This window comes from Streptomyces prasinopilosus, from assembly GCF_001419695.1.
In the GTDB taxonomy this organism is placed as follows: domain Bacteria; phylum Actinomycetota; class Actinomycetes; order Streptomycetales; family Streptomycetaceae; genus Streptomyces; species Streptomyces prasinopilosus.
The window spans coordinates 1-14941 of the sequence record NZ_LIRG01000358.1 but is presented as its reverse complement, the minus strand read 5'-3'; the positions used below and the strand labels follow the sequence as shown (position 1 = coordinate 14941).

The 14941-nt window shown below is 74.2% G+C and carries 13 protein-coding genes; 7 read left to right on the top strand and 6 right to left on the bottom strand.

Annotation, left to right across the window (positions count from 1 at the left end):
- Both AOK18_RS16085 and AOK18_RS16080 read left to right on the top strand, forming a co-directional pair.
- Positions 1-2108: molybdopterin cofactor-binding domain-containing protein (locus tag AOK18_RS16085; protein ID WP_055694804.1), on the top strand; the 2108-nt coding region annotated here is incomplete at its 5' end.
- A gap of 15 nt (positions 2109-2123) precedes the next feature.
- On the top strand, positions 2124-2612 hold the full coding sequence (locus tag AOK18_RS16080; RefSeq protein ID WP_055694803.1) for a (2Fe-2S)-binding protein: 489 nt from the start codon (positions 2124-2126) through the stop codon (positions 2610-2612).
- Positions 2613-2765: 153 nt separating this feature from the next.
- Here AOK18_RS16080 and AOK18_RS16075 read toward each other — a convergent pair whose 3' ends face one another.
- Positions 2766-4433 carry a phytoene desaturase family protein gene (locus AOK18_RS16075; RefSeq protein WP_055694802.1) on the bottom strand — a complete coding sequence of 556 codons (1668 nt, stop codon included), beginning with the start codon at positions 4431-4433 and terminating at the stop codon, positions 2766-2768.
- Positions 4434-4525: 92 nt separating this feature from the next.
- A complete protein-coding gene (locus AOK18_RS16070; protein WP_055694801.1) occupies positions 4526-4981 on the bottom strand; it encodes an SRPBCC family protein in 456 nt (151 codons plus the stop codon).
- Between the two features lie 131 nt (positions 4982-5112).
- Between AOK18_RS16070 and AOK18_RS16065 the strand changes: the two genes are divergently transcribed.
- From AOK18_RS16065 to AOK18_RS16055, 3 genes are all read left to right on the top strand, one after another.
- Complete coding sequence (locus AOK18_RS16065) at positions 5113-6453, top strand: APC family permease (RefSeq protein ID WP_055694800.1); 1341 nt, start codon at positions 5113-5115, stop codon at positions 6451-6453.
- A gap of 109 nt (positions 6454-6562) precedes the next feature.
- Positions 6563-7453 (top strand): SDR family oxidoreductase, encoded by an 891-nt coding sequence (locus tag AOK18_RS16060; protein ID WP_055574669.1) that lies wholly within the window; start codon positions 6563-6565, stop codon positions 7451-7453.
- Between the two features lie 134 nt (positions 7454-7587).
- Positions 7588-8430 (top strand): MBL fold metallo-hydrolase, encoded by an 843-nt coding sequence (locus AOK18_RS16055; RefSeq protein ID WP_055694799.1) that lies wholly within the window; start codon positions 7588-7590, stop codon positions 8428-8430.
- A gap of 55 nt (positions 8431-8485) precedes the next feature.
- Here the strand turns inward: AOK18_RS16055 and AOK18_RS16050 are convergent, their stop codons facing one another.
- The gene (locus AOK18_RS16050; RefSeq protein ID WP_055694805.1) at positions 8486-8986 is read right to left on the bottom strand and encodes a metallophosphoesterase family protein; all 501 of its coding nucleotides are present in this window, start codon (positions 8984-8986) and stop codon (positions 8486-8488) included.
- Between the two features lie 266 nt (positions 8987-9252).
- Here AOK18_RS16050 and AOK18_RS16045 point away from each other — a divergent pair, with 266 nt between their 5' ends.
- Together AOK18_RS16045 and AOK18_RS16040 are read left to right on the top strand one after the other, a co-directional pair.
- The gene (locus AOK18_RS16045) at positions 9253-9747 is read left to right on the top strand and encodes a DUF2243 domain-containing protein (protein WP_055694798.1); all 495 of its coding nucleotides are present in this window, start codon (positions 9253-9255) and stop codon (positions 9745-9747) included.
- A complete protein-coding gene (locus tag AOK18_RS16040; RefSeq protein WP_079105037.1) occupies positions 9744-10769 on the top strand; it encodes a cytochrome c oxidase assembly protein in 1026 nt (341 codons plus the stop codon). The genes AOK18_RS16045 and AOK18_RS16040 overlap by 4 nt, the downstream gene beginning before the upstream one ends.
- Before the next feature lie 175 nt (positions 10770-10944).
- Here the strand turns inward: AOK18_RS16040 and AOK18_RS16035 are convergent, their stop codons facing one another.
- The 3 genes from AOK18_RS16035 to AOK18_RS16025 are packed head-to-tail and all read right to left on the bottom strand — an operon-like array spanning position 10945 to position 13477.
- Positions 10945-11313 carry an STAS domain-containing protein gene (locus AOK18_RS16035; protein WP_055694797.1) on the bottom strand — a complete coding sequence of 123 codons (369 nt, stop codon included), beginning with the start codon at positions 11311-11313 and terminating at the stop codon, positions 10945-10947.
- Entirely contained in the window at positions 11310-12593 is a 1284-nt protein-coding gene (locus AOK18_RS16030; protein ID WP_055694796.1) for a PP2C family protein-serine/threonine phosphatase, read from the bottom strand. Before AOK18_RS16030 ends, AOK18_RS16035 begins: the two co-directional genes overlap by 4 nt.
- Positions 12593-13477: an alpha/beta fold hydrolase gene (locus AOK18_RS16025; protein ID WP_079039849.1), complete on the bottom strand. Its 885-nt coding sequence runs from the start codon at positions 13475-13477 to the stop codon at positions 12593-12595. Before AOK18_RS16025 ends, AOK18_RS16030 begins: the two co-directional genes overlap by 1 nt.
- Positions 13478-14941: the final 1464 nt, after the last annotated feature.

Sequence of the window (14941 nt, the reverse complement as noted above, 5' to 3'; positions counted from 1 at the left end):
CCCTGCCGACCTCCGGCCTGATCACGGTCGAGGTCGGCAGGGACGGCACGGTGTCCTTCGCCCTGCCCCGGACCGAGGTGGGGCAGGGCATCACCACGTCGACCGCCATGCTGATCGCCGAGGAACTGGACGTGCCCGTGGACCGGGTGCGCGTCACCCTGGCCGACGCGCGACCGGAGCTGCTGTTCAACCAGCTCACCGGCGGGTCGAACACGACGTTCTCCACCTACACCCCGATCCGGGTCGCCGCCGCCGTCGCCCGGGGCCGGCTGCTCGGGGCGGCGGCGGCCGCGTGGGGCACCGAGGTCACCGGGCTGACGCTGAGGGCGGGAGTGGTCACCGGGCCGGGCGGCCGGAGCGCCGGCATCGGGACGCTGTCCGAGAGGGCCGCGAGCGTGCGGACCGAGCGGGTGGCCGTGAAGCTCAAGCCCCGCGGCGAGTTCACCGTCGTCGGCCGGCCGCACGGCCGTGTCGACGCCCTCGCCGCGGTGACCGGGCGCAAGAAGTTCACGATGGACCTGGACGTCCCGGACGCCCTGCCGACCATGGTGTGCCGCCCGCCGACGATCAACGGCAGGGTCGGTTCGGTGTCCAACCTGGCCGAGGTCCGCGCCATGCCCGGGGTCACCGACGTCGTCGTGATGTCGACCGGGGTGGCGGTGCGCGCGGCCACCTTCGGCCGGTGCGTCGACGCCGTGCGCGCCCTGAAGGTGGCGTGGAGGCCCGGGAGCGCGGAGGGCAAGTCCGACGACTCCGTGCTCGGGGAACTGCGCAGGGCCGAACTGCCGCTCGGGCTGCCGCCGCCGACGCCGAGTGTGGAGGGCAGGTTCACCTTCCACTTCCGCGGCAACAGCGCGCTGGAGCCCAACTGCGCGATAGCCGACGTGCGTCCCGGCCGCGCCGAGGTCTGGTCGAGCCTGAAGGCGCCGATCGTCGCGAAGGAGGCGATCGCCGCCAAGCTCGGCCTGCCGCTCGGCGCGGTGACCGTCCACGTCACCGAGGGCGGCGGCTCCTTCGGCCGCAAGCTCTTCTTCGACGCCGCGCTGGAAGCCGTGGAGATCTCCCGGAAGATCGGCAAACCGGTCAGGCTCATGTGGCACCGCGCCGACGACTCCCGTCAGGGGCGCGTCCACCCCATGGCCACCTCCCGGGTGCGCATCGCCCACCTCGGCGACACCGTCCTGAGTTACCGGCAGCGGCACACCAGCGTCTCCACCGACCTCGGCCACGGCCTGGGCGAGATCTTCACCGCGCTGGCCGCGCGACTGCCGGTGGGCGACATCGGGTTCTCGGAGACGTTCTTCCAGCTCTCCCAGTCGATGCCCTACGACTTCGGCGCCAACAGCCGGCTCCTGAGCGAGACCGACAGGAGCTTCAACACCGGCAGCATGCGCAACGTCTACTCCCCCGACGTCACCTGCGCCCGGGAACTCCTCGTCGACCGGCTCGCCGCCAAGCTGGGCAAGGACCCCTACCGCTTCCGGCACGGCTTCCTGCGCGACGAGCGGTACCGGGCCGTACTGGCCCGGGTCGCCGAGGCCGGGAACTGGGGGCGGAGCATGCCGGCGGGCACGGCCCAGGGCATCGCGTTCCACTCCGAGTACCACTCCGTCAGCGCGGTGCTGGTGGAGATCGACTGCCGGCCCGGGACCGTCGGCCGCCCCGTCCGCGACGGGGTGACCGGCCCCCGCGTCACCAAGGCCGTCATGGCCGTGGACGTCGGCCTCGCCGTCAACCCGCGCGGCCTGGAGGCGCAGATGACGGGCTGCCTCATGGACGGCATCGCCCTGACCCTGACCTCCAGCCTGCACCTGCGCGACGGGCACTTCCTCGAGGCGAGCTGGGACAACTACTTCTACACCCGGCAGTGGAACACGCCGCCCGAACTGGACGTCATCGTCATGCCGGACACCACGGGGAGACCCGGCGGCGCCGGGGAGCTGGGCGTGGCCGCGTCGATGGCCGCGGTCGCCTGCGCGTACGGCCGCGCCACCGGGACCATGCCCACGGTCTTCCCCGTCAACCACGGCACGCTCTCCTTCACCCCGAAGCCCACCGTCCCGCCCGTGCCCGCCTCGCCCACCGACGGCCTCGACCACGTCCGCTGACCGCCTGGAGAACCCGTGCCCCAGCACACCTTCCGCCTCAACGGCGAACAAGTCACCGTCGACGTCGCCGACGACGAACGCCTGCTGTGGGTGCTGCGCGACGTCCTGGGCGTCACCGGCCCCAAGTACGGGTGCGGCATCAACGTCTGCAAGGCGTGCACCAGCCACCTCAACGGCAGGGCCGTCAACCCCTGCGCGGTCCCCGTCGGGGACCTCCGGCCCACGGACGAGGTGACCACGATCGAGGGCCTGTCGGCGGGCACCGAAACGGACCTGCACCCGATGCAGCGGGCGTGGATCGACCAGGACGTGTCCCAGTGCGGCTACTGCCAGCCCGGCCAGATCATGGCCGCGGTCGCCCTGGTGCGCCGGGTCACCGAGGAGGGCCGGGACATCACCGAGGCCGACCTCGACGGCATCCGCAACGTCTGCCGCTGCGGCACCTACGTCCGCATCCGCGAGGCGATCCGGGCCGGGGCCGAGGGCATGCGGCGACGGGGGTGAGCCGCCGGGGCGGCACGGGTCGCGGGCACCGGCGGCGCATCACCCGGCCGTGCCGCGTCCGGCCGGTTCCCCGCGCGCGAGCCACGGGCGCCCCGCGTGCCGGCGCGGCGGGGCGAAGGGCCGGGGGGCGGGGCGACGGGCCGACGGGGCGGCTCACTCCGTCCGGCCGGGAACACCCGTACCGCCGCGGCGGTACGACGGCGACGGCCGTGCGCCGGTGCCCCGCCCGGCGCGGGGAGTCCACGGCGGGCGGGCGGAGCGCAGGCGGCCGAGGGCGCTCAGCGCAGCGCCGGCCGCGTTGGCGCCGGGGGCGCCGTGCACACCGCCGCCGGGGTGCGCGGAGGCCGAGGCGAGGTACAGGCCCTTCACCGGCGTCTCGGGGCGCCCGGTGCCGGGCGTGGGCCGGAACACCAGCTGCTGGTGCAGGGACGCCGTGCCGCCGTTGATCGCGCCCTCGTGCAGGTTGGCGTCCATGGACTCGAGCGTGCGCGGCGAGAGGACGCGCCGGCCGGTGACGCGGGAGCGGAACCCCGGCGCCCAGCGTTCGATCTCGTCCTCCATGCGGTCGGCCATGGCCTCCTCCTCCCGCCGGTCCCAGATCCCGGTCAGCCCGTCCTCGCCCGCGTCGCCCCTGATCCGCTGCGGGACGTGGGTGTAGGCCCAGGCGGATTCGGTGCCGGCCGGCGAGCGGGTGGCGTCCGTGGTGGACATCTGCCCGAAGAGGATGAAGGGCCGGTCGGGCACCTGCCCCGTCGCGAGCTGGGCGGCGAAGCGGGTGAGACCGTCGACCCCGTCGGCCAGGTGGACCGTGCCCGCCGAGGCCGCCTGCCCGGCCGTCCACGGCACGGGCCCGTCCAGCGCCCAGTCGACCTTGAAGGTCCCGGAGTCCCACTGGAACCGGCCCAGGTCCTTCAGCAGCCGGCCGGGGAGGTGCCGGGCGTCGACCAGTTCGCCGTACAGGGCCGGCGCGGACACGTCGGCGAGCACGGCGCGGCGCGCCGGCACGGCCTCGCCCCCGGCGGTGCGGACGCCGACGGCCCGCCCGCCGCGCACGACGACCTCGGTCACGCGTTCCCCGCAGCGGACCGCGCCGCCGCGCCGCTCCAGCCGGCGCACCAGGGCCGCCGTGAGCGCACCGGCCCCTCCCACCGGCACGGGAAAGCCGTAGGCCTGTCCGAGCATGCACATCAGCCAGCCGAAGCCTCCGCTGCCCGCCGCTTCGGGGCCGAGGTCCGCGTGCAGCGCGCTGCCGGCGAGCAGCAGCCGTCCCGCCTCACCGTGGAAGGACTCCTCCCCCAGGCGGCGGACGGGCAGCAGCAGGGTCCGCGCCAGGCGGAGGCCTCCGGCCGCCCGGAGCCCGGCGGCGAGCCGGAGGGAGGCCCGGACCGGGGGGAAGGGGGTGAAGAGGAACCGCAGGACGTCCGGGCTCAGGCGCTCCCACGTGGTGCACAGGTCGAGCCAGGCGTCCCCGTCGCCCGCCGCGAACGTGTCCAGGCCCGCCGCCGTGTCGGCGGCCGAGCGGGCGAGGACGGCGCACCGGCCGTCCGCCAGCGGGTGCGCCAGGACGCTCGGGGCGTGGCCCCAGGCGAGGCCCTCCCTGCCGAGGTCCAGGTCCGCGATGACCGGGGAGGCGGCGGCGAGGGGGTAGAAGGCGCTGAAGAGGTCGCTCACGTGGTCGGGGTGGACGCCGCGGTCGCTGCGGACCGCGCCGCCGGGTTCCGGCTGGGCCTCCAGGACCTCCACGCTCCATCCCGCGTCGGCGAGCTTGTTCGCGGCGACGAGACCGTTGGGTCCCGCGCCGATGACCACCGCGTCCGGCATCGTTGCCTCCTGGTGTTCTCGGCCGGTCCGAGCGGGTCCGGCCCGCCGCGGTCGCCCGGCCGTGTACTCCGGACGGCCCCGCGGGGGCGTCCTCAGACCGCCTGGTGCGTGCCCCGGGGGGTCTTCTCGACGGTGTCCGCCAGCCGGGCGAGCATGCCGCGGTGGCGCAGCTGGATCAGCGCGTCCACGACGGTGTTGTGGAGCTTCCCGGCCGGTCCGCGCAGGGGGTGCTCGTCGATGGTCACCAGGGCGTTCTCGCCCCACGGGCGCACCGTCAGGGCGATCCGGGCGGTGCCGAGCCGGCCGCTGTCGGCCTCCAGCTCCAGCACCCCGGGGGCCTCGCAGCGCCGGACGACGGTGTGGCCCGCCACCGACCACCGCCCCAGCCGGATCGTGTACGTGATGCTGGAACCGACCCGCGGCCACACGCCCTCGTCGGGCCGCGAATCCGACGTGCCCACCACCCAGTCGCCGTACCGCGTGCCGTCCGCGAGGACCGCCCACACCTCGTCCACGGAGCGCTCGATCAATCGGTGTCGTACGGCCATCGGTCCTCCAGATCTCGTCGGATGCACCGGGCCCCTCCTGTGCCCGGCTCCCGCGGACTTACTCATGCACTCTCGCAAGCATCCGGCGGACCCGCCGCCTGCCGGACGCCCCACCGGGTACACGGGACCGCGTGAAAGCTCTCCCCGACGCGCCCCCGGCCCCGGACTCCTCCACACCGCTCAAGAAGGGTCTGACCACCGGGCTGCTCTACTTCTTCATCCTCGGCGACGTCCTCGGCGCGGGCGTGTACGTCCTGGTGGGCGAGGTCGCCGCCCTGTCCGGCGGCGCCGTGTGGGCTCCCCTGCTGGCCGCGCTGTGCCTGGCCCTGCTGACCGCCGCCTCCTACGCGGAACTGGTCACCAAGTACCCGCGCGCGGGCGGCGCGTCCCACTACGCCGTCCTGGCCTACGGGCCCTTCGCCGGCTTCCTCACCGGTTTCTGCATGCTCGCCGCCGGCATCGTGTCGGTGGCCGCCCTCGCCCGCGGGTTCGGCGGCGACTACCTGTCCGAGTTCGTCTCCCTGCCCGTGGTGCTGGTGACGGTCGTCTTCCTGGCCGCGCTGGCGCTGCTGAACGCGCGGGGCATCAACGAGTCGACCCGGGCCAACGTGGTCGCCACGGTCGTCGAGGTCGGCGGACTGCTGCTGGTGATCGGGCTCGGCGCCTGGGTCGTGCTGCGCGGCGACGGGGACCCGGGACGCCTGACGGACCTGGGCACCTCGCACGAGGGGCCCGTGGCGGCCCTGCTGAGCGGAGCGGTGCTCGCCTACTACTCCTTCGTCGGGTTCGAGACGTCCGTCAACGTGGCCGAGGAGACCCTCGATCCCCGGCGCTCCTATCCGAGGGCGCTCTTCGGCGCCCTGGTCACCGCGGGCGCGGTGTACGCCCTGGTCGGAGTGACCGCCGCGGCGGCCGTGCCGACCGGCAGGCTCGCCGAGTCGAGCGGGCCGCTCCTGGAGGTCGTCCGGGCCGCCGGCGGGGTCCCCACGGAGGTCTTCGGCGCCATCGCCCTGGTGGCGGTCGCGAACGGGGCCCTGCTGACGGGCATCATGTCCTCCCGGCTGGCCTACGGCATGGCACGGGACGGTCTCCTGCCCCGCTTCCTGACGAAGGTGCTGCCCGGCCGGCGCACGCCCTGGGCGGCCATCGCCACGACCACCGGGCTCTCCCTGCTCCTCGCGTCGACCGGCGACGTGTCCACGCTCGCCTCCACCCTGGTGCTGCTCCTGCTCGTGGTCTTCTTCCTGGTCAACACCTCGCTCCTCGTGCTGCGCCGCGACCCGGCCCCCCGGGAGCACTTCCGGGCGCCGACCGTCGTCCCGGTCCTCGGGGCCGTGTCCTGCGTCGTACTCGCGACGCAGATCGACCGCGAGGTCTGGTGGAGGGGGCTCCTCGTCCTGGCGGCCGGAGCGGTCCTCGGCGCCGTCGCCGCGGCACGGTCGCGGCGGGACCGCCGGACGGACCCGGTGTAGGGGGCCGGGCCGCTCCCCCGGTCGGATCCGCGCGGGAGGATCCGCGTGGATTCGACCGCTCCGTTCCGGGAACAGGTAAATCCTCCCCTTTCGAGACCGGAGGCAGAAGATGACGAACGGCGGACAGCGCCCCCACGACCCCGTGACCGAGCACCCCCAGCCGGAGTTCCCCCAGCAGGATCAGCCGGTTCCGGGCTGGACGGGCCCCATGGACCCGCCGCCGGACCACGGCGAGGAGTCCTACCGGGGGCACGGCCTCCTCACCGACCGCAAGGCCGTGGTGACCGGCGGGGACTCCGGCATCGGGCGGGCCGTCGCGCTCGCCTACGCACGCGAGGGCGCCGACGTGCTGTTCAGTCACCTGGAGTCGGAGGAGGAGGACGCCCGCGAGACGGTACGGCTGATCGAGGAGGCGGGGCGGAAGGCCGTGGCGGTCGTCTGCGACATCCGCGAGGAGGAGCAGTGCCGGCAGCTCGTCGACCGGGCGGTCGCCGAGTTCGAGCGCATCGACATCCTCGTCAACAACGCCGCCTACCAGATGTCCCAGCCCGACGGGATCGGCTCCATCTCCACGGAGCAGTTCGACCGCGTGGTCCGCACGAACCTGTACGGCATGTTCTGGCTGTCCAAGATGTCGCTGCCCTTCATGCCCAAGGGCGGCTGCATCATCAACTCCGCCTCGGTCCAGGCCTACAAGCCGAGCCCGCACCTGCTGGACTACGCCATGACCAAGGGCGCGATCGTCACCTTCACCCAGGGCCTCGCGCAGATGGTGGCGCAGGACGGCATCCGGGTCAACGCGGTGGCGCCCGGCCCGGTCTGGACGCCGCTGATTCCCGCGACCCTGCCCGACACGGCCGAGTTCGGCAAGCAGTCCCCGCTGGGCCGGCCCGCCCAGCCCGCGGAGATGGCCCCCTGCTACGTCTTCCTCGCCTCCCCCCAGGCGAGTTACATCACCGCCGAGATCGTCAACGCCACCGGCGGCACCCCCCTCCCGTAACCGGCCCGCGCCGGCCGTCCCCGCGGCCTCCGTCGGGCGGACGCCATCACGCCCGCCCGGCGGGGGCGGCCCCTCGGGAAGGGGCCGCCCGCGACGCGTGCCGCGGGGGCGCGCCGGACGGGGAAGGAGTCACGATGGCGTCCTCGGCCGACCCGGCGGTGCGCATCAGGTTCATCGGCAACGCCACCCTGCTCGTGCGGTACGGAGCCCTGACCCTGCTCACCGACCCGAACTTCCTGCACCGCGGGCAGCACGCCCACCTCGGCTACGGACTGCTGACGAGGCGGCTGAAGGATCCCGCCCTCACCGTGGACCAGCTCCCCGCCGACCTCGACGCCATCGTCCTCTCGCACCTGCACGGGGACCACTGGGACCGGGTGGCCCGCAGGAACCTCGACCGGGACCTGCCCGTCCTCACCACCCCGCACGCGGCGCGACGGCTCCGGGTCTTCCAGGGTTTCCCCCGCGTCAGGGGCCTGCGCGACTGGCAGCACCATACCCTCTCCAGGGAGGACCACCGGATCCGCCTGACCGCGCTGCCCGGACGCCACGCCGTCGGGCCCCTGCGCGGCCTCCTGCCGCCGGTCATGGGGAGCATGCTGGAGTTCGGCCCGGCGGGCGGGCCGGTGCGCCTGCGCGTGTACGTGTCGGGGGACACGCTCCTCTTCGACGGGGTGGAGGAGATCGGCAGGCGCTACCCGGACACGGACCTCGCGGTGCTGCACCTGGGCGGCACCCGGCTGCCGGGCGGTTTCGTGGTCACCATGGACGGCCGGCAGGGGGCGGAACTCGGCCGGCGCCTCGGTCCCCGCTTCGTGCTCCCCGTGCACTACGACGACTACACGGCGATGAAGTCGCCGCTGAGCGCGTTCCTCGAGGAGATGGACCGCCGGGGCCTCGGTGAGCGGGTCGTCCACTGCGACCGGGGCCGGGAGGCGACCATCACGCCGGGCGGCCCGACGGTGACCGTCGCCTGACCGCCCGCCGGCCGCCCCCGCCGGCTCCCGCCATGCGGACCGCCGGCCGGCGTGGTCAGCGCCTCGGCAGCCGGTGCAGGGTGACCTCTCCCGGCACTCCGTCCGCCGCGACGAGCGTCATGTACGTGCAGTACGGCTGCCGCCTGCGGTCCGTCGGCGACCCCGGGTTCAGCAGGCGCGGGCCGCCCGGCGCCACGGTGTCCCAGGGGATGTGGCTGTGCCCGAAAACCAGGACGTCCAGGTCGGGGAAGCGCTGGGCGCAGCGGGCCTCCCGCCCCCGCGCCGGGCCCGTCTCGTGCACGACGCCGAACCGCACGCCGCCCAGCTCCGCCCGGGCCACCTCGGGCAGCCGCTCGCGCAGCCCGGGGCCGTCGTTGTTGCCGAACACGCCGATCAGCCGCCGTGCGCGCGCCTCCAGCAGGTCGAGGGTGGCAACGTCGACCCAGTCCCCCGCGTGCACCACGACGTCGGCCCGCTCCACCTCGTCCAGCAGTTCGGAGGGCAGCCGCCTGGCGCGCAGCGGTACGTGCGTGTCGGAGACCAGCAGCAGCCTCACGGACGACACCGCCGGCCTCCTCCGGTCCGGCGCGGGAGCGCCCGCGGTACCGGCGGGTGATGGTGCGCGGCGGGGTCCCGCCGCGGTGCGTGCTCGATCACGCCCCGCCGGGTACCCCGGCCCCGGCCCTCGAAGCCTCCGGCCGGCCGGGGCGCCGCCCGCTCGCCGGGCGGCTCACCCGGATGCCCCGGCCCGCCGACTCACCGCCCCGCGAGTGGGTAGGCGTACGGGTCGCCAGGCGGAGTCCGCACCGGGAAGGCAGCCCCATGAACGCATCGGTCCACCGGTCCCCCGCATCCGGGGCACGGCCGGAGCCACGCAGGTCGATGGTGGTGTGCGGGGTGATCGGGGCGGCGGTGATGGCCGCGGCCGACGAGATCGTCTTCCACCAGGTCCTGGGATGGCACCACTTCTACGACCGCTCCACCACCGGCGTGGGCCTCCTGTCGGACGGATTGCTGCACACGGCCGAGCTGCTGGCGCTGGTCGCCGGGTTCTTCCTCTACGCGGATCTCCGCCGCCGCGGCACCCTGGCCCCGGCCCACGCGTGGGCCGGCCTCTTCCTGGGGCTGGGGGCCTTCCAGCTGTTCGACGGGATCGTCGACCACAAGCTGTTGCGCCTGCACCAGATCCGCTACGGCGTGGATCTCGCCCCGTACGACTGGGCGTGGAACCTGGGCGGCCTGGCCCTGCTCCTGACCGGTGTGGTGCTCGGCGTGCGGGCCGCCCGCCTCGGGCGGGCGGCCGGGCCGGCGTCGTGATCCTCGCGCACGTCCACCCGGCCGCGGGTCCCGGCCTGCCGGGCCCGTGGGAGCAGGCCTGCGCGGTGGCCGCGCTCCTGGCGGCCGTCGCCTACGCGGCGGCCGCGGGCCGTCTGCGGCGCCGCGGGGACGCCTGGTCCCGGTGGCGGGGGGCGTCCTTCACCGCGGGGAGCGCCGGTGTGGCGTGGGCGGCGGTGGGCCCGCTGCCGGGCGGGCCGTTCACCGTCCACATGGTCCAGCACCTGCTCCTGGGCATGGCGGCTCCCCTGCTGCTCGTGCTGGCCCGCCCCCTCACTCTGGTCCTGCGCGTCCTGCCGCCCGGCGCGGCCCGGCGGGGCCTGCTGTCCCTCGCGCGTTCCCGCCCCGCCGGGTGGCTGGTCTTCCCGCCGCTGGCGGCCCTGCTCGACGTCGGGGGGCTGTGGCTGCTGTACCGCACGGAGCTGTTCGCGGCCGTCCAGCACCGTCCCCTGCTGCACGCCGTGGTGCACGCGCACGTCCTGGCCGCCGGTCTGCTCTTCACCTTCGCCGTCTGCCAGCTCGACCCGGTGCGCCGCCGCCGGGGCCTGCCCCTGCGCGGGGCGACCCTGCTGGCCGCCGGCGCCGCGCACGCCGTGCTCGCCAAGGCCCTGTACGCGTCCCCGCCGCCCGGCGCCGTCCTCACCACCGCCGACCTGCACACCGGCGCCCAGGTCATGTACTACGGCGGCGATCTGGTGGAGGCGGCGCTCGGAGTCGTGCTGGCCGCCTCCTGGTACCGGGCGACCGGCCGCGCCCGGGCGCACCGCCGCCGCCGGGCGGGCCCGGTCGCCGGGCCGCGTGTGGTGGCCGGGGCCCCGGCCGGGCCGGGGGCCGCGCCTCCCGCTGCCGCCGGTCCAAAGGCCGCGCCCGGACGGAGCGGCACGCGCGCGGTGGGCGCCCGGCCCGCGGTCGGGCGCCCGGGCCGCGACCCCTCCGGGTCCGCGGAAGCCTCACGGCGGCTCCGGAGCGGCGAGGGGGCGGACACCGCTCGTCGGTCCCGCTGAGGAGGGCGGGCCGAGCGGCGCACCGTGGGCCGTACTCCCGCGGGGCGGGCCGCTCCGCGGCGGGCGCGGGAAGCGCCGCGCACCACGGGTGCGAGGTCGTCGGCACGTCACGTCGCGAGGGTGGCCGCCCCGCTCCCGCGGGTCCGTCCGGTGCCCGGCGGCGCGGGCCCGGTCGTCAGCGGGCCGTGGATCCGGGCCCGGTGGCCGTCGGCCCGAGGGCTGTCGATGTGTCGGGGTGGAGGGTGAAGACGCGGTCCAGGCCGGCGATGCGCAGGATGCGGGCGGTGTCGGCGGGCACCGCGGCCAGGGCCATGTCGCCGCCCTGTTCCACGGCCAGGTTGCGCGCCGCCAGGAAAGCGGTGATGCCGCTGGAGTCGCAGAACTCCAGGCCGGTCAGGTCCAGGACCAGCAGGTGCCCGCCGGTCAGGGTGAGACGGTTCACGGCCCGGCGGAGTCCGGGCGCCGTCGCGTGGTCGAGGTCGCCGGTGATCTCCAGTACGGGACCGGTGGCCGCGGCTCGGGCGGTGATCGTCAGGGGGCTCATGTCAGGCTTTCGTCTTCACCGGCGGGGGCGGTGGGCGGGGCGGGCACGCCGAGGGCGAGCAGCGCGGTGTCGTCGTCGAGTCCGTCGCCGAAGCCGGCGAGGAGTCCGGCCAGGGCGGCGACGAGGGCCCGGGGCCCCGCGGCGGACTGTTCGGAGGCGAAGCCACGCAGGGCGTCCTCGCCGTAGAGCTCGCGCTCGGGTCCGGTGCGGGCCTCGGTCAGGCCGTCGGTGTAGAGCAGCAGGGTGTCGCCGGGGAACAGCCGGGTGCGGGCGGAGGTGAACCGCGCCTCGGGCAGGACGCCGATGAGCATGCCGTGGGGGGTGGGCAGGTAGTGCGCGGCGCCCTCGGTCCGCTGGATCAGTGCGGAGGGGTGGCCGCCCGAGGCCAGGTGCACATCGACGTGGTCCTCGCCCGGGTGCAGGACGCCGAAGACGGCGGTGCAGTAGCGGGGGTCGCCGCCGGTGTACCGCTCGTGCAGCACGGTGTTCAGGGTGGTCAGCACGGTGACGGGGTCCGGGTCGTGCAGGGCCGCCGCCCGCAGCGTGTAGCGGGCCAGGGAGGTGACCGCGGCGGCCTGGGGGCCCTTGCCGCACACGTCGCCGAGGAAGAACGCCCACCGGTCCCCGCCGAGGGGGAACAGGTCGTAGAAGTCTCCGCCGATCAGCTCCGGGGAGGCGGTGTGGTAGTAGGAGTCGGCCTCCAGGCCCGGGACCGTGGGCAGCGCGGCGGGCAGCAGGCTCTGCTGGAGGACGGCGAGGGCCTCCTGGAGCCGTGCGCGGTCGGCCTCGGCCTGCCGGCGCGCTTCTTCGGCCTCCCGGCGTCCGCGCAGCAGTTCCGTCTCGTAGGCGCGGCGTTCACGGGCGTCGAAGACCGTGGTGCGGATGAACATCGGGCCGCACTCGTCGCCGGCCTTCACCCTCGAGGTGACGAGCACCGGCATCCGCTGCCCGTCGGCGGCTTTGAGGTCCAGGGCGATGCCGTTGACCTCACCGCTCATCTGCAGCAGTGGGGCGAAGTGCGTCTCGTGGTAGAGCTTGCCGCCCACGGTGAGCAGGTCGGCGAACCTCATCCGGCCCACCACCTGCCGCCGTGAGAGACCCAGCCACCCCAGGAGGGTGTCGTTGATCTTCGCGATCGTCCCGTCCATCAGCGTCGACAGGTAACCGCAGGGCGCCTGGTCGTACAGCTCTTCCACGCTGTCCTCCAGCAGGACGGCGAAGGCCGCACTGGTGTCTTCCACGTCCTGCCCTCCGTCCGGGCCCTGACCGCCGCGGCCCATCAGCGGACCGCTTCCATGAAGTCGGTGATCGCCGCCGCGGTGGCCTGCGGTGCGCTCAGTTGCGGGCAGTGCCCCGTCGCCTCCAACGTGACCAGGCGGCTGCCCGGGATCGCGGCGTTGACGTAGGCGCCGACCTCGCGGGGGGCTATCACGTCCTGCTCGCACTCCAGCACCAGTGTCGGCACCGTGACCGTCCCGAGGTCTTCGCGGCTGTCGGACAGGAACGTCGTGCGGGCGAAGACCCTGGCCATCTCCGGGTCGGTCGCGCAGAACGAAGCGGTCAGTTCCTGGCCGAGTTCGGGCCGGTCCGCGTTCCCCATGATCATCGGGGCCGTCGCCGCCGACCAGCCCAGGTAGTTCGACTCCAGCGACTCCAGCAGCTCACCGATGTCGTCCGCGCTGAACCCGCCCCGGTACCCGTCCTCGTCGATGTAGCGGGGCGACGGGGCCACCATCACCAGACGGGAGAACCGCTGGGGCTCCTCGGCCGCCGCGAGGACACCGACCATGGCGCTGACCGAATGCCCCACGAAGGTCGCGTCCCGCAGGTCCAGTTCCTCGCAGACGTCCAGCACGTCCGCGGCGTAGCCCTCCAACGCGTGGTAGCGCCGCTCGCTCCAGGCCGACGGGTCCGAGCCGCCGGAGCCCACGTAGTCGAAGAGCACCAACCGGAAGTCCTCGGCCAGCAGGGGGACCAGCAGGCGCCACAGGTTCTGGTCGCAGCCGAACCCGTGCGCCAGCAGGAGCACCGGCCCGTCCTGGCGGCCGGTGACGGTGACGTTGTTCCTGCGTCGGACGTCCGGGCCCGCCGGTTTCCCCTCGTCCGGACCGGGCGAGTCGACATGGCTGCGGGAGGAATGTCCGTGCGGAGGTGCGAGGTTCATTCGGAACCTTCCTTGACGCGGCCCGTATCAAGGAATTCCCGCCGCGCGAGAGCAGTCCGAGGATCACTGGAAAGAGCCGAAGAAATGCGGAAGAGATTCTGATCTGCGGTGAATCCGGTGCGGGCGCGGTCGACGGTGTTCCCGCCGGTGGGCCTGCCGCGGGAAATGCCCGCAGTGGCCGTCCCCGTGCCGCGGGGATGCCCGTGCCGCAGGGTGCGCGTCGGCGTCAGGCCGTCGCGGTGCCCGGGAGGCGGGCGAACGCGTCGGTCCCGCCCCCTTCCTGCCCGGTGGAGCCGAAGCCCTCTGTGGCGCGGAGCCACTTCATGGTGCCGGACGTCGTGCCACCTCTCGCTCGGGGCGTTGTGCACACCGGGATTCGACCTGCACGGATTCCGGGTCGCCGCGCTGACGCCCCTTCCGGAACGACCGGAAATGCAAAGAATATTCCCGGCTGAAATCCTCGATGAGGACGTTTGAAGCACGGGAACCAGGACGGCAATGACTGCCGACCGTAACACGCCATGGCGACCGGCATGGGGTGTGTAATTCCAACCTGTTCGCCGGGGCAAGAACACTCCTGGCGCGGGGCGTCGATTCCTCGCCTCGCGGCCGCAGCTATCGCTCCGCCCCGGGCGCCGGAACGCGGAGGGCGGTCACCATTCGCGTGCACGCCGGTGTCGTCGCACCGATCCGCCGGAGCCGGGGCACCGATCCGCGGGAGCCGGGGCGCGGCCGGACCGGACGAGCCGTCCGCCGGGCACCGCACCTCCCTCGGAACACGTGGAGGGGCCCTGGCGCCATTGGCGCCAGGGCCCCGAAGGAACTGCTACACCATCTGCCGACTTCGGTACCGCGTCGGCCTTCTGTTTCCGCGGACCCGGCCGAGACGCTGCCGGGGGTGCGGGGATCGCTGTTGCTCGACCGGAGACCACCTCACTATCGATGTCCTGCGGTACCCGGGCTCGGACATCCGCCCGGGCGATCCTGATGGCGCCTGGCTCCTCCGTTTCTTCCCTCGGGATGGATCACTTGCCTACTGCCGGTACTGCTCTCCTGCGTATTCCTTGGTGATGCGGACTGCTTCGTGGCCTGTGACAGCGCCACTCTCCGGCAGCCGGCCCCGTCGCCCTTCCTGCTCCGGCCGGGAACCTCACTGCCGACCCTCCCGGTGCGCGCGCCCGCAGCCGACGCCTTCACCGGGGTACCGCTCACCGCTTCGCTGCTGGTCACTGCTGGTGGCGGCCCCTGATCACCGCGGGCCACCCGGTGCGGTCGTCAGCCCCGTCGCCGTCCTGCGACCGCTCTGGCTTCGGAACTCCACCACCGCACCGTCCTGCGTACTGCGTGTACTGCTGCCCGGCAGTTCGTCTCTGCCGGGCTTCTTCGATCTCGGCTACGAGAGAAACCATAACCACATCACCACCCAATGTCTACTCCGGCGATCACAGATTTTCCTGCGTCGGC

Bases quoted from the DNA above. Each gene is read 5' to 3' on its own strand.
- AOK18_RS16060 (WP_055574669.1), top strand. From the start codon at position 6,563: ATGACGAACGGCGGACAGCGCCCCCACGACCCCGTGACCGAGCACCCC.
- AOK18_RS16045 (WP_055694798.1), top strand. From the start codon at position 9,253: ATGAACGCATCGGTCCACCGGTCCCCCGCATCCGGGGCACGGCCGGAG.
- AOK18_RS16035 (WP_055694797.1), bottom strand. From the start codon at position 11,313: ATGAGCCCCCTGACGATCACCGCCCGAGCCGCGGCCACCGGTCCCGTA.
- AOK18_RS16030 (WP_055694796.1), bottom strand. From the start codon at position 12,593: ATGGGCCGCGGCGGTCAGGGCCCGGACGGAGGGCAGGACGTGGAAGAC.
- AOK18_RS16055 (WP_055694799.1), top strand. From the start codon at position 7,588: ATGGCGTCCTCGGCCGACCCGGCGGTGCGCATCAGGTTCATCGGCAAC.
- AOK18_RS16075 (WP_055694802.1), bottom strand. From the start codon at position 4,433: ATGCCGGACGCGGTGGTCATCGGCGCGGGACCCAACGGTCTCGTCGCC.
- AOK18_RS16025 (WP_079039849.1), bottom strand. From the start codon at position 13,477: ATGAACCTCGCACCTCCGCACGGACATTCCTCCCGCAGCCATGTCGAC.
- AOK18_RS16070 (WP_055694801.1), bottom strand. From the start codon at position 4,981: ATGGCCGTACGACACCGATTGATCGAGCGCTCCGTGGACGAGGTGTGG.